This window comes from Micrococcus sp. GbtcB5, from assembly GCF_019091605.1.
GTDB classification, from domain to species: domain Bacteria; phylum Actinomycetota; class Actinomycetes; order Actinomycetales; family Micrococcaceae; genus Micrococcus; species Micrococcus luteus.
In genome coordinates, this window is sequence record NZ_JAGXJK010000029.1 from 1 (window position 1) to 23,514 (window position 23,514).

Here is a 23,514-nt window from a genome sequence, read left to right on the forward strand (position 1 = left end):
TTCGCCGCCCACGGCATCCGGATCGACAGGGTGATCACGGACAACGGCAACAACTACCGGGCCGTGGACTTCACCGCGAAGGTGGTCTCGCTCGGGGGCCGGCACCACCGGATCCGGCCCTACACGCCCCGCCATAACGGGAAGGTCGAACGCTACAACCGGCTGATGGTCGATGAGGTCCTCTACGCCCGCCCGTATACCTCAGAGACGGCCCGGCGTGAGGCGTTGGCAGTGTGGGTGAACCACTACAACTACCATCGGCCGCATACCTCCTGCGGAGATGCTCCACCGGCCTCGTTGGCCCCGGCCCGAGTCAACAACGTCATGACCTCTTACACCTAGAGGGCCTGTGGTTGAAGAGTCGGTCTTACGATGGACAATGGTCCAAACCAGCGACACCAGTGCGCACTGTTCGTGCTGTGGGCGGCGTCTGCCGTTGAGCAGGTTGCACGCGTTGGCGGATGGCGCGGCTTACGTCTGCCGGCGGTGCGGCTTATGGATTGCGGTCCGTCGTCGCTGAGTGATTCCGTTGAAACGTCTGGTTGTGGATGTGCCGATGATCAAAGGTAGCTACAGATGACTTCGGCATTGCACTGAGCGGGGTCGCCGGCCGCCGCGGTTCCGTGAAGGCCGGCAACGGTTTCTCTGAGCGCGGTGAGTTCGGCGATGTGCCTGTCCAGGTTCGTCAGGTGCTCGGCAAGCTGATCACGCACGTGGCCGCACGGCGCCGTGCCAGCATCCCGGATTTGGAGGATGTCGAGGATTTCGGCCAGAGTGAGGCCGGCAACTTGGCTGCGCCGGATGAATTCAAGCCTGACGATCGTGTCCTCTGGATAGTCGCGGTAGCCGTTGGTGGCTCGGTCGGCCTGCGGCAGGAGCCCTCGCTCCTCGTAAAACCTCAAGGCCTTGGTCGTCACGCCGGAGGCCGCCGCTACTTCACCGATACGCATGCTTCACCTCGTTCTCGAAAGACTCCGTAATCTTCCATTTTGCTGGAAGATCACGAAGGTGATGGGGGTCTTTGTGGTGTGCCAATTCCTTCGTGCTCCCGCCTGTACGTTTCTCGACCCGGTTAGGGGGTGAGGTCGAGTTGTTCGAGGGCGACCTGGTAGGCCTCGTGGTAGGTCGGGAATTGGGCGACCTGGTCCAGGAGCGTGTCGATCGGCAGTTGCGTGCGGATGGCGAGGGAGGCGTGGTGGATCCACTCTCCGGCCATGGGGCCGACGGCCCAGGCTCCGATGAGGATCTTCCGGTCGGCGTCGGCGAGTAGGCCGAGGTGCCCGCGGGGGTCCTGCTCGTAGGTCCAGGGTCGGGCGATGGCGTCGGCGAGGTCCAGTTCCGTGGCGATGGTGCGGATGCCCTGCTTCGTTGCCTGTTCCTGGGTTAGTCCGGCGCCGGCGATTTCGGGGTCGGTGAATACGACACGCGGTATGCCGTCGTAGGTGGCCGGGTGGGGTCGGCCGAGGATGGCGTCGGCGGCGATCCGGCCTTGGTACTTCGCGACGTGGGTGAAAGGCATGATGCCGGTGACGTCGCCGATGGCCCACGTGTTTTCGCCGGCGCGGCAGTGGTCGTCGATCTGGATTTCTCCGTGGTCGCCGAGGGTTACGCCAGCGTGTTCGAAGCCGAGTCCTTCGGTGCGTGGTGTGCGGCCGGTACCGAAGATCACGACGTCTGCTGCCACCTCACCGGCTGGATCGCCGTCGCGTGTCTGAAGCTCGATGATGCTGTCGGCTCCCTCGCGCCGCGCCTGGACGGCGGAGGTGGCCAGCCGGATGTCGATGCCGGCCTCCTGCAGGTACTGGTGGGCAAGTTCCCCCACCCGGGGCCCTTCGCGGTCCAGTAACCTCTCGCCGCAGTGGATCAGGGTGATGGCCACTCCGAAGCGGGCCAGGAACGTCGCGGTTTCCACGCCGACGGCGCTGCCGCCGATGATGACCGCCCGCTCGGGGAGCGTGCTGGTGGTGTAGGTTTCACGGTTCGTCCAGGCCGTGATCTGGTCGATGCCGTCCAACGGTGGGATCACGGCGTCGGAGCCGGTGGCGATAATGATGTGCTCGGCTGTGATCTCGCGGTCTCCAGCCTGGATCCGGCCCGGTCCGGTAATCCGAGCTTCGTCCTTGATCACCACGGCGCCCTCTTTGATGTACCCGTCGACCTGTGCCTGGTCATCGAGGTTCCGGATCATGTAGTCCCGGTACTTTGCAGTGGCAGCCCAGTCCAGTTCGGCGCCGGAGACACCGGCGGCCCGTTGAACTTCCGTGCGCGCTTCCGGCGGCCGCAGGACGGTCTTGGAAGGGATACACGCCCAGTAGGCGCATTCCCCGCCGATTAGTTCCCGCTCGAAGACCACGACGTTCTTCCCGGCTTTCAGAAGCCGGTCGGCCGCGACCTCCCCGCCTGGGCCCAGACCGAGGACGGCAACATCGAAATGTTCACTCATGAGAATTTCTCCTTCAGATTCAGCGGATCTTTCCCGGCTCTTTCCGGTCCTTCGTCAACATCTCGCACCGGCCCCGGCCCGCCTCCTGCACCGGTACTGAACCCGTGCAAGCCCTCCAGTTGCCAGTGGTGGTCCGGCGGGTAGTGGTGGGTGGTCGGTTGGTTCAGCAGGCGCAGCTTTGGACGCCGTTGCTTACCTGGTCGGTGGCGGGTCCTGGTGTGTGGGTGAGCATCTTCTCAGCCATGGAGGATCCGAGTTCGTAGGCCTCTTTGACAGGCATGATGGTGCCGCCGGGGTGGGTTTCGAGCCAGGGCGCTGCGTCGTCGGGTGAGGCGAAGAAGTGGACCTGGTTGCAGAACGATGAGCGGACGGAGCTGATGTCCTCCGGGTTCACCAGGGACACCACGGCGGTGGCCGGCTCCACGCTGGTGACACCCATCGCTGTGACAGCCACCCGTACCGGGGTGCCTGTGGCCTGATGTGAGGATTCGATACGCGCGGATGCGCCCAGCAGGGTCGGGAAGATCAGGGTGTCCAGCGCGCACCAGGTGTAGAGTTGCTCACCGTTTACCTCGAACCGGTGCTGCGTGGGGCGCTGCGTCAGGCCCTGCCCGATGATCCGCCCGGACCCGTCGTACTCCGTGTCGCCCATCGCCTTGAGGGCAGTGCGGACTTCCTCCCCGGCACGGCCGGTCGCCGCGGCGAGGTCGCTCACGTCGACCGGGTCGCCCAGGGCGAGGAGTTTCAGTAGGGGCATCCACAGCCAGGGCTCCATCCCCGTCTCGTTGGACGCAAGCCGGTCAGTGACCTCGCTGATGTTGTTCATCGCGGTCGTTCCTTTCAAGGCATGGTGTGTCAGTGTTCGGCGATCGGTGGTTCAGGTGTTCAGGCGGCGCAGCAGGAAAGTTTGGAGACATCCGTCTTGAAGGACTGGGCAACGATCTTGATGCCCTCGGCCATGGTCAGGTACGGGCTCCAGAGGTTCGCGACCTGATCGACGGTCATCCCGGCCTGCAGGATGTACACGCCTGTTGCAGCGAGGTCGCCGGCTTCCTTCGCGACGGCGGTGATACCGACGATCCTGCCGGTGTCGGCGTCTGCGACCATCTTGATGAATCCGCGGGTGTCCCGGTTCACCACGGCGCGGGGTATGTATTCCAGCGGTACAACCCGGCATTCGCACCTGATCCCGGCGTCTCTTGCCTGCTTGTCGGTCATGCCGACAACCGCGAGGTTAGGGCTGGTGAACGTGACGCGGGGCAGGTGGCTGTAGTCCACGGCGCGGCCGGCGTCGCTGAAGGCGTTGTCGACCATCAGGGTGCCGTGGGATGCGGCGACGTACACGTATTCGGGGTGCCCGGTCACGTCCCCCGCAGCCCAAACGCGTGGGTTAGAGCTCACCAGGGTGTCCTCGACGACGACTTCCCCCTTGTCCCCGGTCTTCACGCTCACCCCGGCCAGGTTTAGCCCGTCGGTGACCGGGCGCCGACCCGTGGCGATGAGGACCTTGGAGGCCCGGAGGGTTTCGCGCCCGCCGGCGATGTCGGCCTGGGCGGCAATGCCGCCGTCCGTGTCCTGGGTGATGGAGGAGACGGTGGAGCGGCGGATGACCCGGATGCCCTCGTTGGCGAAGACGCTCATCAATGCCCTGGATGCTTCGGGTTCCTCACCCGATGCCAGGCGAGAGCGCACCAGCATGGTGACCTTCGAGCCGAGGCGGGCGAAGAGTTGGGCCTGTTCCAGGGCGACGTACCCGCCGCCGATGACCAGCAAGGACTCGGGTACCTCGTCGAGTTCCATGGCCGTGGTCGATGTCAGGTAATCGACCGTGTCCAGACCATTGATCGGTGCGGCCCACGGGGTGGAGCCGGTCGCGACCAGATAGTGGGCGGCCGTGATCGTCTCCCTGGTCCCGTCCTGCGCGGTGACCTCCAGCGCAGGGTCCGCGGCGGTGCCGGTGAATACAGCATTGCCGTGGCGCAGCTCCCACCCGTAGTCCGCGACGAGGTCCACGTACTTATCGGAGCGCACGTTCTCCACCAAGGCGCGCTTTCCCGCGATGAGTGCTTCCATGTCCACGGGTCCCGCGGTGGCGGTGAGGCCGGGGAACCTGCCGGCGTCCTGGGCGGTGTGGCGTGCCTCGGCTGCGGCGAGCAGAGCCTTGGAGGGGATGCATCCGGTGTTCACGCAGGTCCCGCCCACGGTCCCGCGTTCGATCATGACGACCCGTTTGTCGAGGTTCGTTGCCCTGATCGCGGCAGCGAACGCGCCACCACCGGAACCGATGATCGCCAGATCGAAATGCGGTACTGCCTCGTTCATGCGAATCTCCCTACACTGCCATCGGGCACCGGTTCATTGCGTGACGGCAGAAGCTGATGGCTGGTTTTCCAGTGGTTGATCTTCAGTCTGCACCTTCCCCTACGGGGGAAGGTCAAGGGTTCTCTGAACGGACGACGGGCTGGGGGCCCTCGAGGTGGTCGAGGCCGGTCCAGGCGATGTCTTCAAGCGGCCCGTAGGCGGGCGAGGTCGTTCCGGCGCGGCAGGCGTACTCCCACTCGGCCTCGGTGGGCAATCGGTACCCGTCAGCGCTCGTGTTCCAGGTGACGGAGCGTCCGTCCCCAGCATGCGTGTAGGCCGGCTGCAGCTCTTCAGCATTGGATAGCTCGTTGCAGAGGTTGATGGTCTCGAACCATGTCAGAGGCGTGAGCGGGCGTCCGGTGCTCCGGTCATGGAGGGGGTGCACTGCCATCTCGAAGGGCTCCAGTTCCACATCCCGTGTGGTCCCGCGGCGGGCGTCGCGCAGGGTGATTTTTCCCGAAGACAGGGTGGCCATGGAGGGCTGGTTCATGGTGTCAGCATCGCACACGGGCTGACTGGAGAACTATGACCCCTAGTCGATCAAGGTTCAAATGTCAATACCTAAGTGACTCATGGTCGCATGAAACATATTTGCGCGTTTGTGAAATCTTCGCTGCATCTCGACATCCACGCACCATCGCCCGGGAGCGCACCCCGGCCGCCCACACCTCCGCCCCTGCAGTAGACTCCTGAACACTGTTCAACTCGTCGGGCACTCGCCATGCGCCCCGCGCCTCGGCAGCGCCCCCTCGCACTCGCTTCCGCACCAGGAGTCCCTCCATGAGCACTTCCGTGCCCTCGTCCCACGACGGCCACGTCCGCCCCGCGGCCACCACGACGACGGACCGCCCCACCGACGCCGGCCGCCCCCGTCGCGGTTCCGCCGGCGGCAGCCTCGCGCGCATCGCCGTCATGACCGCGTTGATGGCCGTCCTCGGTCTGGTGCCGCCGATCGCCGTCGCCGGTGTGCCCGCCCCGATCGTGCTGCAGAACATCGCCGTGATCCTGGCCGGTGTGATCCTCGGCCCGTGGCGCGGGGCCGCCTCGATGGCGCTGTTCGCCGGGCTCGTGGCGCTCGGCCTGCCGCTGCTCAGCGGCGGCCGCGGCGGCCTGGGCGTGTTCGCCGGCCCGACGGCCGGCTTCATCCTCGGCTGGATCCCGTCCGCGCTGATCGTCGGCCTGATCTTCTGGGCCCTCACCTCCCGGGCCCGTCCCGGCCTCGGCGCCGGACGGGTCGCGCTCGGGGCGGCCGTCGCCGGGCTGATCGGCGGCGTCGTGATGGTCTACTTCTTCGGCGTGCTCGGCTTCGTGGGGCTCGCCGGGATGGAGTTCGGCGCCGCCGTCCTCTCCATGGCCCCGTTCGTGCCCGGTGACCTGATCAAGCTCGTCGTGGCCGTCATCCTGGTCGTCGGCCTGTGGAAGGCCTACCCCCGCGCCTTCCGATGAGCCCGGACCGTTCCCTCACCCTCACGGGCGTCCGCGTCGAGGCCGACGGCCCCGAGGGCGTCGTCGTCCTCCTCGACGGCGTGGACCTCACCCTCACCGCCCCGCGCGTGGCGGTGATCGGGGAGAACGGCTCCGGCAAGTCCACGCTGGCCCGCGCGATCGCCGGACTGGCCGACGTCGTCGCCGGGGAGGTGAGCGTGCACGGGGTGGACGCCGTCCGGGACGTGAAGGCGCTGCGCCGCACCGTCGGCTTCGTGTTCGCGAACCCGGCGGCGCAGATGGTCATGCCCACCGTCCGGGAGGACGTGGAGCTGACCGTGAAGTCGCTCAGGGACGACGCCGGCCGCCGCCTGACCAAGGACGACGTCGCCGCGCGCGTGGCCGCGGCGCTTGAGGAGCACCGGCTCACCGCGCTCGCGGACCGGGCGTGCCTGTCCGTGTCCTCGGGGCAGGCGCAGCGGCTGGCGATGTGCTCGGTGATGACCGCCGGGCCGTCCCTCGTGATCGCCGACGAGCCGACCTCCCTGCTGGACGGCCGGCACCGGCGGATCGTGGCGGAACGGCTGCTGGCCGCCGACCCCTCCGCCCCGGACGGGTTCCAGCTGCTGCTGGTGACCCACGACCTCGAGCTGGCCCGTGCGTGCGACGAGGCGGTGTGGATCCACGGTGGCCGCGTCGAGCGGACCGGCCCGGCCGGGGAGGTGGTCGAGGCGTACGAGCGCTTCCTGGACCACGCTGTGGCGGCGGAGCTGCGCTGATGCTCTCCCTGTACATCCACGGCGACTCGCCCCTGCACCACGCCCGCGCCGGCCTCAAGACGGGCCTCTTCGCGGTGTGGGTGCTGGCCCTGACCCTGCTGCCGCTGTCCCGGTGGACGGCGGGCGCCGCCGTCGTGGGTGCCGTGACCGCGTATCTCGTGGGCTTCGGGCTGCGGCGCGGTGCGGCGATGATCGCCTCCGATCTGCGCGCCCTGTGGCTGTTCTACGTGGTCCTGTTCGCGGCGCAGTGGATCTTCACCGACGCGTTCGCGGCCGGACTCATGGTGGCGCGCGTGCTCGGGCTCGTGCTCACCGCGCAGGTGTTGACGCGCACCACCCGGATCGCGGACATGACCGGGGTGGCCGAGGCGGTGCTGCGGCCGGTCGAGCGGATCCCGTGGGCGGGGCCGCGCCTGGCGCGGGCGGGGTTCCGCGCCGACCGCGTGGGCCTGGCGATAGGCCTGGTGCTCTCCTCGATCGGCCACCTGCGCGCGCTGGCCACCCAGATCCGGCATGCGCAGGCCGCCCGCGGGGTGCGGATGGCGCCGTGGGCCTGGGCGCTGCCGCTGCTGGTGCTCAGCTTCAAGCACGCCGACGACGTCGGGGACGCCCTGGCCGCCCGCGGCATCGACTAGAGCCCCCGGCCCTCCCGCGTCGGGTGGCGGGCCGGCTCAGAGGGGGTTGTCCAGGGGCAGACGGTCGCGGTCGTAGGTGATCTCGGTGAAGCCGTGGGGCGCGGGCTTGCCGTCCTCGCCCAGGGACACGAACACGATCTTGTCGATGGTCAGGATCATCTCGCCGGTCACGATGTTCCGCACCTTCGCCCGCATGGTCAGGGACGTGCGCCCGAACTCGGTGGCGCGCAGGCCCATCTCGATCATGTCGCCCTGCTTCGCCGAGGCCAGGAAGTTGATCTCCGAGATCAGCTTCGTCACGCACCGCGGGTTGCCCAGCTGCAGGGTCGCGTAGATGGCCGCCTCCTCGTCGACCCAGCGCAGCAGCGAGCCGCCGAAGAGGGTGTTGTTCGCGTTGAGGTCCTCCGGCTTGACCCACTTGCGGGTGCGGAAGTTGACGTCGTCGTGGGCGGCGCGGTCGGCCGAACGGGTGAAGAGCGTGGAGTCCATGCCCCCACGGTAGAGCGACGCCGACGCCGGCACGAGGGAGGGCGCCCGATGCCGAGACGTGCTCGACCAGGCCGTAGGGTCGCCGGCAGGGATCCACAACGGACCGCATAGGAGGGACCCGACCGATGACCACCCGCCCCCACCCCGACCCCGCCACACCCGACGCCACCTGGCGCGATGTGCCGGTGGTCGGCTTCACGGTCTCCGCCGGCATCGCCGTCCTGTTCTGCCTGGTCTGGCTGCTCCGGGACGGGCTCACCACCGACTACACGTGGGGGCTGCTGCTGGCCCCGGTGCTCATGGGTGTGGCCGGGGTGGCGGTGATGGTCCTCTGGGAGCGGCTCCTCGTCCGCGTCCCGCGGCTGGCCGCCACGCTGGTCGCCGCCATCGCCCTCCTGGCCTTCGTGCTGGTACTCGCCTGGTGGCTCGTCGAGGTGAACGCGCAGACGCACCTGTTCACCGGGAGCACGTTCTGGCTGCTCGCCGTCGCCCCGGTCTGCGCGAGCCTCGCCTGGCTCGCGCACCGGCTGCTCCCGCCGGCCCGCCGGCCCGTGGGGGAGCCCCCCGCCGCCCTCGACGACGACGCCTGGGCCCGCCGCCTCGCCGGCGTCCTGCGGCTGCGCAAGGACCTGCCCGACGCACGGGTGGCCGAGATCGTCCGTGACGCGCGGGCACGCGGGGCCGCAGCCGGACGCCCGCTGGCCGAGGAGCTCGGCTCCCCGGAGGCGTACGCCGCGGGTTTCCGCAAGGACCGGGTCGTCGCGCCCCGCCGGCGGGCCTGGGCGGTCACCGCGCTCGTGGTGCTCATCCTGGCCACCCGTCTCCCGGGCGTGGTGGCCGGGGAGCGGCCCAGCGCGTGGGACGTCGCGTACCTGCTGCTCGCCGTCGTCGTGCTGGTGTGGACGTGGCTCGACTACCGGGCCGCCGTGCGTCGCGCCCGCCGCTGAGGGGTCTCAGGCCCCCGCGGCGGCCAGCACCCTCGCCACGTGGCGGCGGTGCACCTGGTGGATGACCTCGATCAGTCCGCACCCGAGCGCGGCGACCACCAGCGCGGCCACGAGCACGTCCGTGGGCGGGACCTCCATCCGGTGGTACCAGCGGGAGGCCGGCACCAGCACGACGGCGGCCAGCACCGCGTACATCGCCAGGATGAGGACCACCACGCGCGCGCTCAGCGGCCGGGACATCACGCTGAGCACCCACAGGCCCAGCAGGGTCAGGGTGATCATGAACGCGGCCTGCTGGCGGGCCAGGTCGACGTCGCCGGCGGTGAGGCGCACGTACGCATGCAAGGCCACCATGGACAGCAGGATCACCGCGCCGGAGGGGATCGCGAACCGCAGCGCCCGCCCCAGGAAGCCGGGCACGTAGCGGCGCGGGTTCGGCAGCAGCGCGAGGAAGAACGTGGGCGCGCCGATCATGATGAAGTCCACCGTGGAGGCCTGCCGCGGCAGCAGCGGGAACTGCCACGCGAACAGGGAGAACACCACGCCGAACAGCAGCGCGTACGTCGTCTTCGTCAGGTAGATGTGGGCGAGCCGCTCCATGTTCGCGATCACCTGGCGGCCCTCGCCGAGCACGCGCGGCAGGCGGTCGAAGCGCCCGTCCAGCAGCACCATCCGGGACACCGCCTTGGTGGCCGGGGCCGCGTTGCCCATGGCGATGCCCAGGTCCGCGGTCTTCAGGGCCAGGGCGTCGTTCACGCCGTCGCCGGTCATGGCCACCACGTGCCCGCGCGACTGCAGCGCCTGCACCATCGCCTTCTTCTGGTCCGGGCTGACGCGGCCGAACACGTCGTGCTCGGCCATCACGGCGGCGAGCTCCCCGGGCTCGTCCGGCAGGGTGCGCCCGTCATAGGCCTGGCCCGCCACCTCGAGGCCCACCTCGCGGGCCACGGCGGCCACGGTGCGTGGGCTGTCCCCGGAGATCACCACGGTCCGCACGCCCTGCGCGTGGAAGTAGTCGAGGGTCTCGGCGGCGTCCGGGCGCACGTTCTCGCGGAACGTCACGACGGCGACCGGGACGCCTCCGGCGGGCAGCGCATCCCCGATCAGGGGCGCGTCCGTGCGGGCCAGCAGCAGCACGCGGCGGCCGGCGTCCGCGTCGGCGTGGACCTGGGCGCGGACGGCCTCGGCGGCGTCGGGGCCCAGGAGCCGCTCGTCCACGAGGGCCTCGGGCGCGCCGAGCAGCCACGTGCCGGCCGCGGCCCCGGCCTCCGGGCCGAACGCGACCGCCGACCACCGGCGCGCGGAGGAGAACGCCACCTGGGCCGCGGGGTCCACGGCCGGGACGGCCGTGAAGGGCTCGCGCAGGGCCGCCGCGGTGGGGTTCACGTCCGGGTCCGCGCCGAACCAGGCGAGCACGGCCCGAGCCCCGTCGCCGACCTCGGCCGGGGCGCCGTCGTCGTGGGCGTCCGGGGACGCGTCCGCCGAGGCGGGCGCGGTGAGCCGGTCGAACCGGACGCCGCCCTCGGTGAGGGTGCCGGTCTTGTCCAGGCAGACGGTGTCCACGCGGGCCAGGACCTCCACGGCGGGCTGCTCCTGGATGAGGACCTCCTGCTGGGCCAGCTTGAGCGCGGACACGGCGAACGCGATGGTCGTCATGAGCGCCAGGCCCTGCGGGATCATGCTGGTCACCGCCGCCACGGACGCGATCAGCGCGGGCTCCAGGGCGGCCTCGCGCGGCTGGGAGAGGGCGAGGGACCAGCCGCCGACCGCCGTCATCTGGCCGTGCACGATCACCGCGATGATCGGCACCAGGGCGATCGTCAGCCAGCGGGCCACCTTCTCCAGGGCGCCGCGCAGCTCCGAGTGGATGGCGGAGTAGCGGCGGGCCTCGGCGCTGAGCCGGGCCGCGTGCGAGGCCGAGCCCACCGCCGTCGCGCGCACCAGGCCCGCGCCGGCCACGACGGCCGAGCCCGAGAGCACGGCGTCCCCGGGGGTCTTGGGCACGGGGTCGTTCTCCCCGGTGAGCAGCGCCTCGTCCATGTCCAGGCCGTCCGAGACGAGGACCTCGCCGTCCACGGGCACCTGGTCGCCGCGGCGCAGCACCACGACGTCGTCCCGCACGATCCGCGCCATCGGCAGGGGCACGCGCGCCCCGTCCCGGATGACGACGACGTCGTCCTGGTGCAGCAGCGCGATCCGGTCCAGCTTCCGCTTGGCCGAGTACTCCTGGACCACGCCGATCACCACGTTGGCCACGGCCGCCAGCGAGAACAGCAGGTCCAGCCAGCGGCCCATCAGGATCACGACGACGGCGCACAGCGCGATCGCCAGGTTGAACAGCGTGAACACGTGCACGCGCAGGATCTGCCCCAGCGAGCGGGACGTGTCCCGCGACTGGACGTTGACCAGGCCCGCGGCCTCCCGCTCGGCGACCTCGGCGGCGGTGAGCCCGGTGATCCCCGCCGCGCCGGTGAACCCCAGGCCCGTCCCGCTCTCGGGGGCGGACGGGTGCGCGGACGCAGGGGAGGGGGAGGCCATGGCACAGAATCTACCCAGCCGGCGTGGGGCCGGGCATCCGACGAGGGGATGAACCCGGGTGCGACCGCAGGCGGGACCGCGGGTGGGGCGGGCTCACTCGCCGGCCTGGCCGTCGATCCCCTCGCGCAGCAGGTCGGCGTGGCCGGCGTGGCGGCCGTACTCCTCGATCATGTGGGTGAGGATCCACCGCAGCGAGACCGGGTCCCGCCCCTCCCGGATCCGGTGGGCGCGGGCCAGGGCCGCGGCGCCGTCGTCGCCGTCCGCCGCGAGCAGGTCCACCACGATCTGCCGGGACCGCTCCACCTGGCCCTGCCAGAGGGCGCGCAGGTCCGCCGCGGAGTCCTGCGCCGCGCTGTGCCAGTCCCAGTCGGGGTCCGCGTCGAAGTCCGCGCCCACCCAGGGCGTCGAGGTGGGCTCGCCGAGGGCGACGGCCTCGAACCACCAGAACTCGACGAACGCGAGGTGCTTGAGCAGGCCGCCGAGCGTCATCGCGGACGGGTGCCCCGGCAGGCGGCGGTGCAGCGCGGCCGTGTCCAGGTCCGCCGTCTTCCACTCGATCGTGGCGCGCAGGAAGTCGAGGAAGCCCAGCAGGGTGGCGGCCTCGCCCGCGGCGAAGGGCGGCTCGGGGCGGCCCTGGTCGTCGTAGAACACGGTGGTCATGGCGGCCAGGCTACGCCCCACCCGCGTTTTCGTTCGGGAAACGGCGCGTCCGGGGACGGGGCGGGGGCGGGTGGGAGCGGGGCGCCAGCGGACCTGGAACGTGTGCAGTCGCTCTGAGCCTGAAAAGTGCGCCCATACCGACCGCAGGCGTTCCCGGAAGGGGCGGGCCGGCGTCGTGGCCTGCCGGACGAGATGCACGACGCCGCCGCGGTGGGCGGCGATCCTGCTCACCGCGGCGGATCCACCACGAGTCGCACCCGCGGGCTCCGTTGCTCGGCGGCGGCCTCCTGGGTCTCGGCGATCCGGCGCCAGATGCGGTCCGCCGACGGGTCGACCATCAGGTGCCCCATCTGCCGGATGACGGTGCCGAACACGGACGTCGGCATGCTGCGCCGCGGGGCGAAGCCGGACCGGCGCAGGCGCTCGGTCTGTTCCGTGGTCAGGTCCACGAGGCGCTCCAGCAGGGACTCGGTCCCCCCGCCGGCCTCCAGCAGCGAGCGGCGCACGTAGGCCCCCACCACCGGGTGGTCGGCCAGCAGGTCCGCGAACGCCGCGTCGCGGGCCGCGGACACCTCCTGTGGGGTGCCCACGAGCGGGACCTCGTCGAGGGTCGCGGCGATCAGGCGCAGCACGTCGTCGTCGACGGCGCGGGTCAGCCCCGCCTTGCTGCCGAAGTGGTGCCGCACCAGCCCGGGGGCGACGCCGGCCCGTTGCGCTATCTCGCGGACGCTGGCCATCTCGACCCCCCGCTCGGCATACAGCTCGAGGGCCGCCAGGCGCAGGCGCGCGGGGGAGGAGAGATCGTCCTGATCGAAGGGCAGGGGGGTGTTCATCGGGTCCTCGGGGCTGGGTCGGCGGATGGGATGGCCCGTGGTCGGGAGATGAGGATGCGGGGGCTCGCTGAACCCTACGGCAGGGATCGAAACGCCCCCCGCACCCTTCTTGCACGCTAGTGCAACATCGTGCTTGAGTGTGCAACATCAGCTCAGTGAGGCATGTCACAGACGACTGCCGCCCGCCTCCGCGACCACCACACCTCCCAGGGGGACCCATGCAGACCACCGACACCGTCCTCGGCACCCCGTCCACCATGGGCGACGACGAGCAGCTCACCACCACTCGCCTCCTGCGGGACGCCGCCCGGACCTTCGGGGATCAGCAGATCATCCACACCCGCGGCGGCGGCTCCCCGTGGCAGACCACCACCTACGCGGCCGTGTGGGAGCGGGTGCGCCGCATGGCCGCGGCCCTGCGCGCCGAGGGCGTCGGGCCGGGGGACCGGGTCGGCCTGCTGCTGTGGAACGACGTCCGCCACCTCGAGTCCTACTTCTCCGTCCCGCTGCTGGGCGCGACCATGGTGCAGCTCAACCTGCGCCTGGCGCCCACGGACCTGGCCTACGTGATCACCCACGCGCAGGTGGGGACGATCGTCGTGGACGAGACCCTCCTGGAGCTCGCCGCCGCGCTCGAACCGCACCTGCCCGGGGGCATCCGCTGGATCGTGGCCGGCGACGGCGAGCTCCCCGCCGACTGGGCCGGTCGCGACGACGTCCTGTCCTATGAGGCCCTCCTCGACGGGCACGAGCCGCTCGAGACAGCGGACCTGCCGAACGTGAGTGAGCGCTCCGCCTCCGGCGCCTGCTACACCACGGGCACCACCGGCCGTCCCAAGGGCGTCTTCTACTCGCACCGGGCCACCTGGCTGCACGCGCACGCCGTGGTGTCCACCCTGGGCATGACCATGGCGGACACCGCCCTGCTGCTGACCCCCATGTTCCACGCGCAGTGCTGGGGCCTGCCGTTCGCCGCCGTCGCCGTGGGCGCGCGCCTGGTGCTGCCGGGCCGGTTCAACCTCACGGACACCCCGTGGCTGACCTCCACCCTCGTGGACCACGGCGTCACCGTGGCCCCGGCCGCGCCCGCGATCCTCATGCCGATGCTCCACCACCTCCGCACCCTCGAGACGCCCCCACGGATGGACGGCGTGCGCCTGCTGTGCGGCGCGACCGAGCCCCCCGTGGCCATGATGCGCGGCTTCGACGAGCTCACCGGCGCGGAGGTCATCCACGCCTACGGGGCCACGGAGACCTCGCCCATCGTCTCCCTCAACCGCATGAAGCCGAGCCTCATGGACACCCTCTCCGAGGATGAGCGGTGGAACCTCAAGCGGTTCCAGGGCCTCGTCGTCGTCGGGGTGGACGTGAAGATCACCGACCCCCTGGGCGAGCTGCTGCCGCCCGGCGAGGAGAACGTGGGCGAGATCCGCCTGCGCGGGCCCTGGGTGACCACCTCCTACGCCGACAACGTCGAGGCCACCGAGGCCGGCTTCGACGACGAGGGCTACTGGCGCTCCGGGGACCTGGGCTACCTCTCCCCGGAGGGCTACCTCAAGGTCACCGACCGCCTGAAGGACGTGGTCAAGTCCGGTGGCGAGTGGATCTCCTCGATCGACCTGGAGAACTACATCATGACCGTCCCCGGGGTCCGCGACGCCGCCGTGATCGGCGTCCCCCACCCCCAGTGGGAGGAGCGCCCCCTGGCCCTCGTGGTGCGGGACGAGGACTCCGACGTCGACCAGGACGCCGTCCTCGCCGCACTCGCCGAGCGCTTCGCCACCTGGCAGCTGCCCGACGAGGTCCGCTTCGTGACGGAGATCGACCGGACCGGCGTCGGGAAGGTCAACAAGCGCAAGCTGCGCGCCGACTACGCCGACGCCCTCACCTCCGGCCGCTGACCGGCCCGCCACCTCCCCAGACCCACCCCGACCCCAGGAGACCCCGTGACCCAGGACGCCTTCCTCTACGACGCCCTCCGCACACCGCGCGGTGCCGGCAAGCCCTCCGGCTCCCTCCACGAGGTCAAGCCGATCGACCTCGTCGTCGGCCTGACCCACGCGCTGCGCGACCGCCATGAGGGGCTCGACCCCGCCGACATCGAGGACATGATCCTCGGCTGCGTCAGCCCGGTGGGCGACCAGGGCGCGGTCCTGCCCCGGGTGGCCGCCCTCAAGGCGGGCCTGCCGCAGACCGTGGCCGGCGTGCAGCTGAACCGGTTCTGCGCTTCCGGACTCGAGGCAGTCAACCAGGCCGCCGCCCGCATCCGCTCCGGCTGGGAGTCCCTGCTCGTGGCCGGCGGCGTGGAGTCCATGTCCCGCGTGCCCATGGGCTCCGACGGCGGCGCGTGGGCCATGGACCCGGCCACCTCCCTGGCCACCGACTTCATCCCGCAGGGCGTCTCCGCGGACCTGATCGCCACCCGTGAGGGATTCAGCCGCGCAGAGCTGGACCGTTTCGCCGCGCAGAGCCACCGCCGTGCCGCGGCGGCGTGGCAGGAGGGCCGGTTCGCCCGCTCCGTGGTCCCGGTGACGGACATGAACGGGATGACCGTGCTGGACCGGGACGAGACCATCCGCCCCGACTCGACCGTGGAGACCCTGGCCACGCTCAAGCCCTCCTTCGAGGCGCTGGGCCGGGAGGCGGGCTTCGACGCCGTGGCGCTGGAGAAGTACAGCTCGCTGGCGGGGATCGAGCACCTGCACCACCCCGGCAACTCCTCGGGCATCGTCGACGGCGCCGCGCTGACGCTGATCGGCTCCGAGGAGGCCGGCCGGCGGGCCGGGATGAGTCCGCGGGCCCGGATCGTCTCCGCCGCCGTCGTCGGCTCCGAGCCCACCATCATGCTCACCGGCCCCACCCCGGCGTGCCGCAAGGCCCTCGAGGTGGCCGGCATGACCGCCGCGGACATCGACCTCGTGGAGATCAACGAGGCGTTCGCGGCCGTGCCGCTGCTGCTGATGAAGGAGATGGGCTGGACCGAGGAGCAGACCAACGTCAACGGCGGCGCGATCGCCATGGGCCACCCCCTGGGGGCCACCGGCGCCATGATCCTCGGCACCCTCGTGGACGAACTCGAGCGGCGCGACCTGCGGACCGGCATCGCCACGCTCTGCATCGGCGCCGGCATGGGCGTCGCCACGATCGTCGAGCGCGTCTGAGCGCCCCACCCACCCGACCGACCAGCACGGCAGGAAGAGCACCGGCATGAGTGAGCACATGATCACCTGGGACCAGGACGCCGACGGCGTCGTCACGCTGACCATGGACGACCCGCAGGCGCGGGTCAACACGATGAACGAGCGGTACCAGGACGCGATGGACGCCGTCGTGGACCGCCTGGAGGCGGAGCGGGACACGGTGACCGGCGTCGTCCTGACCAGCGCGAAGAAGACCTTCTTCGCCGGCGGCGACCTGGACTCCCTGGCCCAGGCCGGCCCCGAGGACGTGGAGTCCGTGTTCGCGCTGACGCAGCGGGTCAAGGGCCAGCTGCGCCGCCTCGAGACCCTCGGCCGCCCCGTGGTCGCCGCGATCAACGGCACGGCGCTCGGCGGCGGCCTGGAGATCGCCCTGGCCTGCCACCGGCGCATCGCCGTGGACGACCCGGGGCTGAAGGTCGGCCTCCCGGAGGTCACCCTGGGCCTGCTGCCCGGAGGCGGCGGCATCACCCGCCTGGTGCGCATGGTGGGCGTGGAGCGCGCCCTGATGGAGTGGCTGCTGCAGGGCACCGCCCGCGACGCCCGGGCCGCGATGGAGAAGGGGATCATCGACGAGGTCGTGACCGACCCCGCGGACCTGGTGCCCGCCGCCAAGCGCTGGATCCTGGAGCACCGCGACGACGCCGACGCCGCCGCGAAGCCCTGGGACGTCAAGGGCTTCAGGATCCCCGGCGGCACCCCCGCCCAGGCCTCCTTCGCCTCCCGCCTGCCCGCGTTCGCCGCCACCCTGCGCCGGCAGCTCCACGGCGCGGACCTGCCCGCCCCGAAGGCGATCCTCAGCGCCGCGGTGGAGGGCTCGCAGGTGGACTTCGACACCGCCTCGCGCATCGAGACCCGGTACTTCGTGTCCCTCGTGACGGGCCACACCTCCTCCGCCATGATCCAGGCGTTCCACTCGGACATGCAGGCGCTGCGCTCCGGCGCGGCCCTGGGCGGTCCCTCCCGCGAGCGCAGCACGATCACCACGGCGGCGGTGCTGGGCGCCGGGATGATGGGCGTGGGCATCGCCCACGCGCTCGCGCTCAACGGCGTGGACGTGATGCTCAAGGACGTCAGCCTGGAGGCCGCCGAGCGCGGCCGTGAGCGGGTGGGCGCCCTCCTCGAGGGGCGCGTGGCGAAGGGGCGCATGAGCCGCGAGGACGCCGACGCCGTCCTGGCCCGCGTGCAGCCCACCGAGGACTATCAGGACCTCGCGCACGTGGACGCGGTGATCGAGGCCGTGTTCGAGGACGTCGAGCTCAAGGACTCGGTGTTCGCCGAGGTGGAGAAGGTGGTCGGCCCGGACACCCTGCTGTGCAGCAACACCTCCACGCTGCCGATCACCCTGCTGCAGGGCCCGCGGGAGCGCTCCCAGGACTTCATCGGCCTGCACTTCTTCTCCCCGGTGGACCGGATGAAGCTCGTGGAGATCATCCGTGGTGAGCAGACCTCCCCGCGCACGGTGGAGCGCGCCTACGACCTGGTGCAGCAGATCCGCAAGCTGCCCATCCTGGTCAACGACGGGCGCGGCTTCTACACCTCCCGCGTCTACGGCACGCTCGTGCTCGAGGCCGCGGCCCTCGTGGAGGAGGGCGTGGACGCGCAGCGGATCGAGCGGGCGGCCCGCCACGCCGGCTTCCCGGCCTCCCCGCTGGCCATGATGGACGAGGTCTCCCTGACCCTGATCCAGCACATCCGCCGCGAGGAGGAGAAGGCCGTCGCCGAGGCCAGCGGTGAGCGTCCGGTGCGTCCGGGCGAGCGCGTGGTGGAGCGCATGGTGGACGAGTTCGGCCGCCCGGGCCGCGCTCAGGGCGCCGGCTTCTACGAGTACCCGGAACAGGGCCCCAAGCACCTGTGGCCAGGCCTGGCCGAGCACTTCGCCACCGGGGCGGACGTGCCCGAGCAGGACCTGCAGGACCGCCTGCTGTACCGCATGGCCATCGAGACGGCCCGCTGCTTCGACGACGGCGTCCTCACCGACGCCCCCTCGGCGAACCTCGGCGGCGTGTTCGGCATCGGCTTCCCGCCGCACACCGGTGGGCCCGTGTCGTTCATGACGCACCGCGAGGGCGGACCGGCCGCGTTCGTGGCCCGCGCCGACGAGCTGGCCGACCGCTACGGCGAGCGGTTCCGTCCCGGCGGCACCCTCCGGCAGCTGGCCGAGCGAGGCGAGGGGCCGGGCCGATGAGCGCCGCACCGCTGGCCGGGGTGCGCGTGGTGACCATCGCGCTGAACCTGCCCGGGCCCGTCGCCGCGGCCCGCCTGCAGGAGCTGGGCGCCGACATCGTCACGGTGCTCCCGCCCAGCGGGGACCCCGTGGCCACCCTGGTGCCGGCCCTCTACGAGGAGCTGCACCGCGGGCAGTCGGTGCGCACCGTGGACATGAAGTCCCAGGCCGGGGCTGCCGAGATGGAGCAGATCCTGGCCGAGGCGGACGTGTTCCTCACCTCCCACCGCTCCGGGGCGCTGCGCCGGCTGGGCCTGGACGCCGACGCCGTCCGCGCCCGCCACCGGCGGATCTGCCAGGTGGACATCACCGGATACGACGGGGACCGCACGGACGTGCCAGGCCATGACATCAACTACCAGGCCGCGGCGGGCCTGCTGGCGCCGGGGGCTCCACCGCGGATCCTCGCGGCGGATCTGCACGGTGCCGAGCGGGCCGTCTCCGCCGCGCTGGCCCTGCTGTGGGCCCGCGGCGCGGACGGGGACGGCGGGCATGCCACGGTGGCGCTCGCCGATGCGGCGCACGCCCTGGCCCTGCCCAACCGGCACCGCATGACGGGCCCGCGCAGCCCCCTGGGCGGGGCCCTGCCCCACTACGGGGTGTATCCGGCGGCCGAGGGCCATGTGGCCGTCGGCGCGCTCGAGCCGCACTTCGCGGCCGCGCTTGTCGAGGGCCTCGGGCTGGACGCGGACGGGGACGTCCGCGCGCAGCTCACCGAGGCCCTCTCCCGGCACGACGCCGCCCACTGGCAGGCATGGGGGGAGGAGCGGGGCATCCCGCTCACCGCCCTGGCCAGCCCCACCGCCTGACCCCCACGACTCAGCACCCCCCTCGAACGACCTCCAGGAGCCCCTCATGACCACCACGGATTCCCGCACCCGCTCGCTGATCGACGTCGACGTCCTCGAGTACCACCGCCTCCTGACGCCCGAGCAGCAGGAGGAGCTCACGGAGATCCGCGCCGCCCTGGCCGAGATCGTCACCCCGCACGTGGCGGAGGCCTGGAGCCGGGACGAGTTCCCGCACGAGATCGCCCGCCGCGTCGGGGAGCTGGGCTACAACCACATCAGCGGCATGACCGAGGACCCGTTGTTCCGCGGGCACCTGATGGCCGAGCTGGCCCGCGCGGACATCTCCCTCAGCGTGTACTTCGCCCTGCACAACGACCTCGTCGGGGCCACCCTGGAGGCCCTGGGCTCGGAGGAGCAGAAGCAGACGTGGCTGCCGGGCCTGTACGCGATGGAGTACACCGGCTGCTTCGCGCTGACCGAGCCGGAGCACGGCTCCGACGTCGCCGGCGGCATGGCCACCACGGCCCGCCGGGAGGGGGACGAGTGGGTGATCAACGGGGCCAAGCGGTGGATCGGCAACGGCACCATGTCCCGCATCGCGATCGTGTGGGCCCGGGACGAGGAGGACGACCAGGTCAAGGGCTTCATCGTGGAGACCGACACCCCCGGCTACGAGGCCACCAAGATCGAGCACAAGACCGCAGTGAAGATCGTCCAGAACGCGGACATCACCTTCACGGACGTGCGCATCCCGGCGGAGAACAAGCTGGAGAAGGCCAACACCTTCGCGGACACCAACGTGATCCTGCTGGGCTCCCGCAACGGTCTGGGCTGGCAGGCCGTGGGCGCGCAGCAGGGCATCCTCGACGCCGCCCGCCGCTACGCGCTGGAGCGCACCCAGTTCGGCCGGCCGATCGCCGGGCATCAGCTGGTGCAGTCCCTGCTCGTGCAGATCGCGGCCAACCTGGCGGCCACCCTGGGCATGGCGCACCGGGCGGTGCAGCTGGAGGCCGCCGGGGAGGTGTCCATGACGCAGGCCTCCCTGGTGAAGCTGAAGACCTCCCAGATGTGCCGCGAGTCGGCCGCGCTGGGCCGCCAGATGATGGGCGGCAACGGCATCCTCGCCGACGTCGGGCTCGGCCGGTTCTTCTGCGACGTCGAGGCGATCTTCACGTACGAGGGCACCTACGAGGTGAACTCGCTGATCGTGGGCCGCGGCCTCACCGGACACTCCGCCTTCCTCTGAATCCCCTCCGACGACCGCCCCACCAGATCAGGAGCCACCGTGACGACCTCCGAGACCCCCCACACCTCCGCGACCACCCACGGCCGACCCACCGAGCGTCGGGGCCATGTGGCCGAGCTGCTCTCGGCCACCGTGGCCCGGCAGCCGGATGCCGTTGCCCTGCGGATCGGCGAGGCCCGCATGACCTACCGCGAATTGGACCAGGTCACGGCCGCGACGGCCGGCTGGCTGCGCCACCGCGGGGTGGGCCCGGGGGACCGGGTGATCGTGATGCTGCCCAATGCCCCGGCCTTCGTGGCGGTCTACGAGGCGCTCATGCGTCTGGGCGCGGTGATGGTGCCGCTCAACCCGCTGTTCACCGCCCGTGAGCTGGAGTACTTCCTCGAGGACTCCGGGGCGCGCATGCTCTGGGCCATGCCCGGGCTGCTGGCCGTGGACGAGGTGGCCGGGAACGTCGACGTCGAGGTGGTCACCCTGGACCTCGAAGCGGTCGGGCGGGAGTGCGCCGCCGAGGGCATCGCCCCGGTCACGGAGATCACCCCGCGGGACCCCGACGACGACGCCGTCCTGCTCTACACCTCGGGCACCACGGGGCGGCCCAAGGGTGCCCGGCTGACGCACACGAACCTGCGTTCCAACGCCATGGCGACGGCGACCGGCCTGGGCCGGCTCGGCCCGGACGACGTCGTGTTCGCGGCGCTGCCGATGTTCCACGTGTTCGGGCTCTCGGTGGTGCTCAACGGCGCGGTGTTCGCCGGGTCCACGCTGTCCCTGATGCCGCGGTTCGAGGCGGCGGCCGCCTATGACCAGCTGCAGGACCACGGCGTCACGTTCCTGCCCGGCGTGCCCACCATGCACGGGGCGTTCCTCACCGTGGCCCGGGCCCGCCGTGAGGCCGGGGCCGCGCCGGCGGACTTCTCGAGGCTGCGCATGCCCCTCTCCGGTGGTGCGAGCCTGCCGGTGGAGACGCTGCACGCCGCCGAGAAGCTGTACGGCGTGCCCGTGTTCGAGGGCTACGGGCTGTCCGAGAACGCGGGTGCGTGCTTCTTCAACCCCGTGGACGCGCCGACCCGCCCGGGCACCGTGGGCCGGCCGGTGGACGGCTTCGAGTTCCGGATCGTCGCGATGGACGGCACCGAGGTGCCCGAGGAGGACCTGGCGACCTCCGGTGAGCTGCGCATCCGGGGCGAGGGCATCATGGCCGGCTACTGGGGTCGCCCGGAGGACACGGAGGCGGCGTTCGACGAGGACGGCTGGTTCCGCACCGGGGACATCGCCCGCCGGGACGAGGCCGGGTACGTGATGATCGTGGACCGGCTCAAGGACGTGATCATCCGCGGCGGCATGAACGTGTACCCCCGCGAGGTGGAGGAGGTCCTCTACGAGCACCCGGACGTGGTCGAGGCCGCCGTGGTGGGTGTGCCGGACGAGCGGCTGGGCGAGGAGATCGCCGCCTTCGTCTCGCTGGCCCCGGGCAGCGCCGTCACGGGGGAGGAGCTCCAGGCGTTCGCGGCCGAGCGGCTGGCCCGCTACAAGCAGCCGCGGGAGGTGACCGTCCTGGACGGGCTGCCGAAGAACGCCACGGGCAAGATCCTGCGCCGCGAGCTGCGTCAGGGGTGAGGGGCGCCGGGCGGTCTGGACGCGGGTGGTCTGGTCTGAGTGAGAGGAACGACGGACAGATGGCCTCTCGCTACGCTCCCGGTATGACTCAGCCGCTCGTCCACCCGCCCAAGGCCCAGCCGGGCGACAGGATCGCCGTCGTCTCGCCGTCGTTCGCGGCGCCTGGCTCGCGCCCGCGGTGCACGAGCAGGCGATGCGCCGCCTGGCCGAGGTGACCGGACTGCTGCCGGTCGAGTACCCCACCACCCGGCAGCTCGGGGCGAGTCCTGAGAACCGGGCGCGGGACCTGAACGCGGCGTTCGCGGACCCACAGATCCGTGCGGTGATCGCCACGGTGGGCGGGGAGGACCAGATCACCGTGATCGGTCACCTGGACGCGGACGCAGTGCGCGCGGACCCCAAGCCGTTCCTCGGCTACAGCGACAACACCAACCTGCACCAGTGGCTGTGGGCGAACGGCGTGGCGAGCTTCTACGGAGGCTCCACCCAGGTGCACCTGGGGCCGGGGCCGGCTGTGGATGAGGTGCACGCCGCGTCCCTGCGGGCCGCCATGCTGACGGGAGGGCGGCTGGAGATCACGGAGCCGGGGGAGTCGGAGGACCACGGCGTCGACTGGCTGGACCCGCGGGCGCTCACCGAGTTCGGGACCCGCGAGCCGGTGCCGGGCCCGCACGACGACGGCGCGCGCGGCGTCGGCGAGGGCGCCTCACCGTGGCGCTGGGCCGGGCCGCGGCGCGCGGTGACCGGCCGGACGTGGGGCGGCTGCCTTGAGGTGCTGCCGTGGGTCGGGGAGGTGCGTCGGATGCTGCGCATCCTGGGGGAGCGCGCTGTGCACGCCGTGCTGGCGGCCCGGCCGCCGACGAGCTCCTTCGAGGTGCCGCGCGGCGCGGTCGAGCGCGCGGCGGCGCAGGCCACTGGGCAGTACTCATCGGTCGTCTTTGGGAACTCCTCCACGTGCCCGGGTGGGGTGTCAGAATCAGCACCGTGAGCACTAACGACGAAGCGGTCGCAGGGCGTCTTCTTAGGCTGCCCGCGGGAGCATATGAGCAGGTAGAAACCCTGCACGTGCGGCAGCAGCTGGCCGCCGCGCAGAATCTCGAGCCGGGGTTTGAACCACTCAGTGACACTGCTTTGCCCCATCAACTTGCCGTTCATGTCGGCGGTCTGCTTCGGCATGCGCTGACGCAGGCGAAAACGCCGGAGAAGCAGGTCGAGCTGGTACAACGCGTCATCGCAGCCTTGGGGGCGGACATCCACGCCGGGCAGCGTGACGGAGGCGATGACGCCGCGGCGCTCGATGCGGCCCGCGGTGCCGGTCGGGCG

At 71.3% G+C, this 23,514-nt stretch carries 22 protein-coding genes; 13 read left to right on the forward strand and 9 right to left on the reverse strand.

What is annotated here, in order from left to right; genetic code table 11:
* Positions 1-342: integrase core domain-containing protein (locus tag KVS67_RS09895; protein ID WP_217565297.1), on the forward strand; the 342-nt coding region annotated here is incomplete at its 5' end.
* 218 nt (positions 343-560) lie between these two features.
* Here KVS67_RS09895 and KVS67_RS09900 read toward each other — a convergent pair.
* The 5 genes from KVS67_RS09900 to KVS67_RS09920 all read right to left on the reverse strand — a co-directional run bounded on the left by KVS67_RS09900 (position 561) and on the right by KVS67_RS09920 (position 5,294).
* A complete protein-coding gene (locus KVS67_RS09900; protein WP_036334145.1) occupies positions 561-950 on the reverse strand; it encodes a heavy metal-responsive transcriptional regulator in 390 nt (129 codons plus the stop codon).
* A 122-nt stretch (positions 951-1,072) separates the two neighbouring features.
* Complete coding sequence (locus tag KVS67_RS09905) at positions 1,073-2,443, reverse strand: NAD(P)/FAD-dependent oxidoreductase (protein WP_036336637.1); 1,371 nt, start codon at positions 2,441-2,443, stop codon at positions 1,073-1,075.
* A gap of 163 nt (positions 2,444-2,606) precedes the next feature.
* The gene (gene merB, locus KVS67_RS09910; RefSeq protein ID WP_036336638.1) at positions 2,607-3,269 is read right to left on the reverse strand and encodes an organomercurial lyase MerB; all 663 of its coding nucleotides are present in this window, start codon (positions 3,267-3,269) and stop codon (positions 2,607-2,609) included.
* A 59-nt stretch (positions 3,270-3,328) separates the two neighbouring features.
* Complete coding sequence (gene merA / locus KVS67_RS09915; protein WP_020624860.1) at positions 3,329-4,765, reverse strand: mercury(II) reductase; 1,437 nt, start codon at positions 4,763-4,765, stop codon at positions 3,329-3,331.
* 112 nt (positions 4,766-4,877) lie between these two features.
* A complete protein-coding gene (locus KVS67_RS09920; RefSeq protein WP_254629324.1) occupies positions 4,878-5,294 on the reverse strand; it encodes an SUMF1/EgtB/PvdO family nonheme iron enzyme in 417 nt (138 codons plus the stop codon).
* Between the two features lie 290 nt (positions 5,295-5,584).
* On the opposite strand from KVS67_RS09920, the gene KVS67_RS09925 reads away from it, so the two are divergent.
* From KVS67_RS09925 to KVS67_RS09935, 3 genes are read left to right on the forward strand one after another with little or no spacing between them, the layout of a single operon-like run.
* Positions 5,585-6,250 carry a biotin transporter BioY gene (locus tag KVS67_RS09925; protein ID WP_217565298.1) on the forward strand — a complete coding sequence of 222 codons (666 nt, stop codon included), beginning with the start codon at positions 5,585-5,587 and terminating at the stop codon, positions 6,248-6,250.
* Positions 6,247-7,008, forward strand: coding sequence for an energy-coupling factor ABC transporter ATP-binding protein (locus KVS67_RS09930; protein WP_217565299.1), 762 nt, complete (start codon positions 6,247-6,249; stop codon positions 7,006-7,008). The genes KVS67_RS09925 and KVS67_RS09930 overlap by 4 nt, the downstream gene beginning before the upstream one ends.
* Positions 7,008-7,643, forward strand: a complete 636-nt coding sequence (locus KVS67_RS09935; protein ID WP_217565300.1) for an energy-coupling factor transporter transmembrane protein EcfT — start codon at positions 7,008-7,010, stop codon at positions 7,641-7,643. The genes KVS67_RS09930 and KVS67_RS09935 overlap by 1 nt, the downstream gene beginning before the upstream one ends.
* Positions 7,644-7,679: 36 nt before the next feature.
* Here KVS67_RS09935 and KVS67_RS09940 read toward each other — a convergent pair whose 3' ends face one another.
* Positions 7,680-8,132, reverse strand: coding sequence for an acyl-CoA thioesterase (locus KVS67_RS09940; RefSeq protein ID WP_073117263.1), 453 nt, complete (start codon positions 8,130-8,132; stop codon positions 7,680-7,682).
* A gap of 125 nt (positions 8,133-8,257) precedes the next feature.
* Between KVS67_RS09940 and KVS67_RS09945 the strand changes: the two genes are divergently transcribed.
* On the forward strand, positions 8,258-9,079 hold the full coding sequence (locus KVS67_RS09945) for a hypothetical protein (protein WP_217565301.1): 822 nt from the start codon (positions 8,258-8,260) through the stop codon (positions 9,077-9,079).
* Between the two features lie 6 nt (positions 9,080-9,085).
* Here the strand turns inward: KVS67_RS09945 and KVS67_RS09950 are convergent, their stop codons facing one another.
* The 3 genes from KVS67_RS09950 to KVS67_RS09960 form a co-directional block, all read right to left on the reverse strand.
* Positions 9,086-11,617, reverse strand: a complete 2,532-nt coding sequence (locus KVS67_RS09950; RefSeq protein ID WP_069941807.1) for an HAD-IC family P-type ATPase — start codon at positions 11,615-11,617, stop codon at positions 9,086-9,088.
* 93 nt (positions 11,618-11,710) lie between these two features.
* Complete coding sequence (locus KVS67_RS09955; RefSeq protein ID WP_041104677.1) at positions 11,711-12,277, reverse strand: DinB family protein; 567 nt, start codon at positions 12,275-12,277, stop codon at positions 11,711-11,713.
* Positions 12,278-12,504: 227 nt separating this feature from the next.
* Entirely contained in the window at positions 12,505-13,110 is a 606-nt protein-coding gene (locus KVS67_RS09960) for a TetR/AcrR family transcriptional regulator (RefSeq protein WP_036313866.1), read from the reverse strand.
* A 218-nt stretch (positions 13,111-13,328) separates the two neighbouring features.
* Here KVS67_RS09960 and KVS67_RS09965 point away from each other — a divergent pair, with 218 nt between their 5' ends.
* The 8 genes from KVS67_RS09965 to KVS67_RS10000 form a co-directional block, all read left to right on the forward strand.
* Positions 13,329-15,011, forward strand: a complete 1,683-nt coding sequence (locus KVS67_RS09965; RefSeq protein WP_063190016.1) for a long-chain-fatty-acid--CoA ligase — start codon at positions 13,329-13,331, stop codon at positions 15,009-15,011.
* A 45-nt stretch (positions 15,012-15,056) separates the two neighbouring features.
* Positions 15,057-16,271 carry an acetyl-CoA C-acetyltransferase gene (locus tag KVS67_RS09970; RefSeq protein ID WP_036313873.1) on the forward strand — a complete coding sequence of 405 codons (1,215 nt, stop codon included), beginning with the start codon at positions 15,057-15,059 and terminating at the stop codon, positions 16,269-16,271.
* Positions 16,272-16,317: 46 nt separating this feature from the next.
* The gene (locus KVS67_RS09975; RefSeq protein WP_063190018.1) at positions 16,318-18,495 is read left to right on the forward strand and encodes a 3-hydroxyacyl-CoA dehydrogenase NAD-binding domain-containing protein; all 2,178 of its coding nucleotides are present in this window, start codon (positions 16,318-16,320) and stop codon (positions 18,493-18,495) included.
* Positions 18,492-19,343, forward strand: a complete 852-nt coding sequence (locus KVS67_RS09980) for a CoA transferase (protein ID WP_044658735.1) — start codon at positions 18,492-18,494, stop codon at positions 19,341-19,343. The genes KVS67_RS09975 and KVS67_RS09980 overlap by 4 nt, the downstream gene beginning before the upstream one ends.
* Before the next feature lie 46 nt (positions 19,344-19,389).
* Positions 19,390-20,571, forward strand: coding sequence for an acyl-CoA dehydrogenase family protein (locus KVS67_RS09985; RefSeq protein ID WP_063190020.1), 1,182 nt, complete (start codon positions 19,390-19,392; stop codon positions 20,569-20,571).
* Positions 20,572-20,610: 39 nt separating this feature from the next.
* Positions 20,611-22,191, forward strand: coding sequence for a long-chain fatty acid--CoA ligase (locus tag KVS67_RS09990; RefSeq protein ID WP_231866344.1), 1,581 nt, complete (start codon positions 20,611-20,613; stop codon positions 22,189-22,191).
* 178 nt (positions 22,192-22,369) lie between these two features.
* On the forward strand, positions 22,370-23,179 hold the full coding sequence (locus tag KVS67_RS09995; protein ID WP_336627802.1) for an LD-carboxypeptidase: 810 nt from the start codon (positions 22,370-22,372) through the stop codon (positions 23,177-23,179).
* The coding region (locus KVS67_RS10000) for a hypothetical protein (protein WP_217565302.1) at positions 23,176-23,514 on the forward strand (339 nt) is incomplete at its 3' end. The genes KVS67_RS09995 and KVS67_RS10000, both read left to right, overlap by 4 nt.

What these genes read in the sequence shown, in the direction of transcription:
- merA (WP_020624860.1), bottom strand. Translation starts at nt 4,765, where the DNA reads ATGAACGAGGCAGTACCGCATTTCGATCTGGCGATCATCGGTTCCGGT.
- KVS67_RS09920 (WP_254629324.1), bottom strand. Translation starts at nt 5,294, where the DNA reads ATGAACCAGCCCTCCATGGCCACCCTGTCTTCGGGAAAAATCACCCTG.
- KVS67_RS09900 (WP_036334145.1), bottom strand. Translation starts at nt 950, where the DNA reads ATGCGTATCGGTGAAGTAGCGGCGGCCTCCGGCGTGACGACCAAGGCC.
- KVS67_RS09940 (WP_073117263.1), bottom strand. Translation starts at nt 8,132, where the DNA reads ATGGACTCCACGCTCTTCACCCGTTCGGCCGACCGCGCCGCCCACGAC.
- KVS67_RS09965 (WP_063190016.1), top strand. Translation starts at nt 13,329, where the DNA reads ATGCAGACCACCGACACCGTCCTCGGCACCCCGTCCACCATGGGCGAC.
- KVS67_RS09930 (WP_217565299.1), top strand. Translation starts at nt 6,247, where the DNA reads ATGAGCCCGGACCGTTCCCTCACCCTCACGGGCGTCCGCGTCGAGGCC.
- KVS67_RS09905 (WP_036336637.1), bottom strand. Translation starts at nt 2,443, where the DNA reads ATGAGTGAACATTTCGATGTTGCCGTCCTCGGTCTGGGCCCAGGCGGG.
- KVS67_RS09955 (WP_041104677.1), bottom strand. Translation starts at nt 12,277, where the DNA reads ATGACCACCGTGTTCTACGACGACCAGGGCCGCCCCGAGCCGCCCTTC.
- KVS67_RS09945 (WP_217565301.1), top strand. Translation starts at nt 8,258, where the DNA reads ATGACCACCCGCCCCCACCCCGACCCCGCCACACCCGACGCCACCTGG.
- merB (WP_036336638.1), bottom strand. Translation starts at nt 3,269, where the DNA reads ATGAACAACATCAGCGAGGTCACTGACCGGCTTGCGTCCAACGAGACG.
- KVS67_RS09980 (WP_044658735.1), top strand. Translation starts at nt 18,492, where the DNA reads ATGAGCGCCGCACCGCTGGCCGGGGTGCGCGTGGTGACCATCGCGCTG.
- KVS67_RS09975 (WP_063190018.1), top strand. Translation starts at nt 16,318, where the DNA reads ATGAGTGAGCACATGATCACCTGGGACCAGGACGCCGACGGCGTCGTC.
- KVS67_RS09935 (WP_217565300.1), top strand. Translation starts at nt 7,008, where the DNA reads ATGCTCTCCCTGTACATCCACGGCGACTCGCCCCTGCACCACGCCCGC.
- KVS67_RS09950 (WP_069941807.1), bottom strand. Translation starts at nt 11,617, where the DNA reads ATGGCCTCCCCCTCCCCTGCGTCCGCGCACCCGTCCGCCCCCGAGAGC.
- KVS67_RS09960 (WP_036313866.1), bottom strand. Translation starts at nt 13,110, where the DNA reads ATGAACACCCCCCTGCCCTTCGATCAGGACGATCTCTCCTCCCCCGCG.
- KVS67_RS09925 (WP_217565298.1), top strand. Translation starts at nt 5,585, where the DNA reads ATGAGCACTTCCGTGCCCTCGTCCCACGACGGCCACGTCCGCCCCGCG.
- KVS67_RS09985 (WP_063190020.1), top strand. Translation starts at nt 19,390, where the DNA reads ATGACCACCACGGATTCCCGCACCCGCTCGCTGATCGACGTCGACGTC.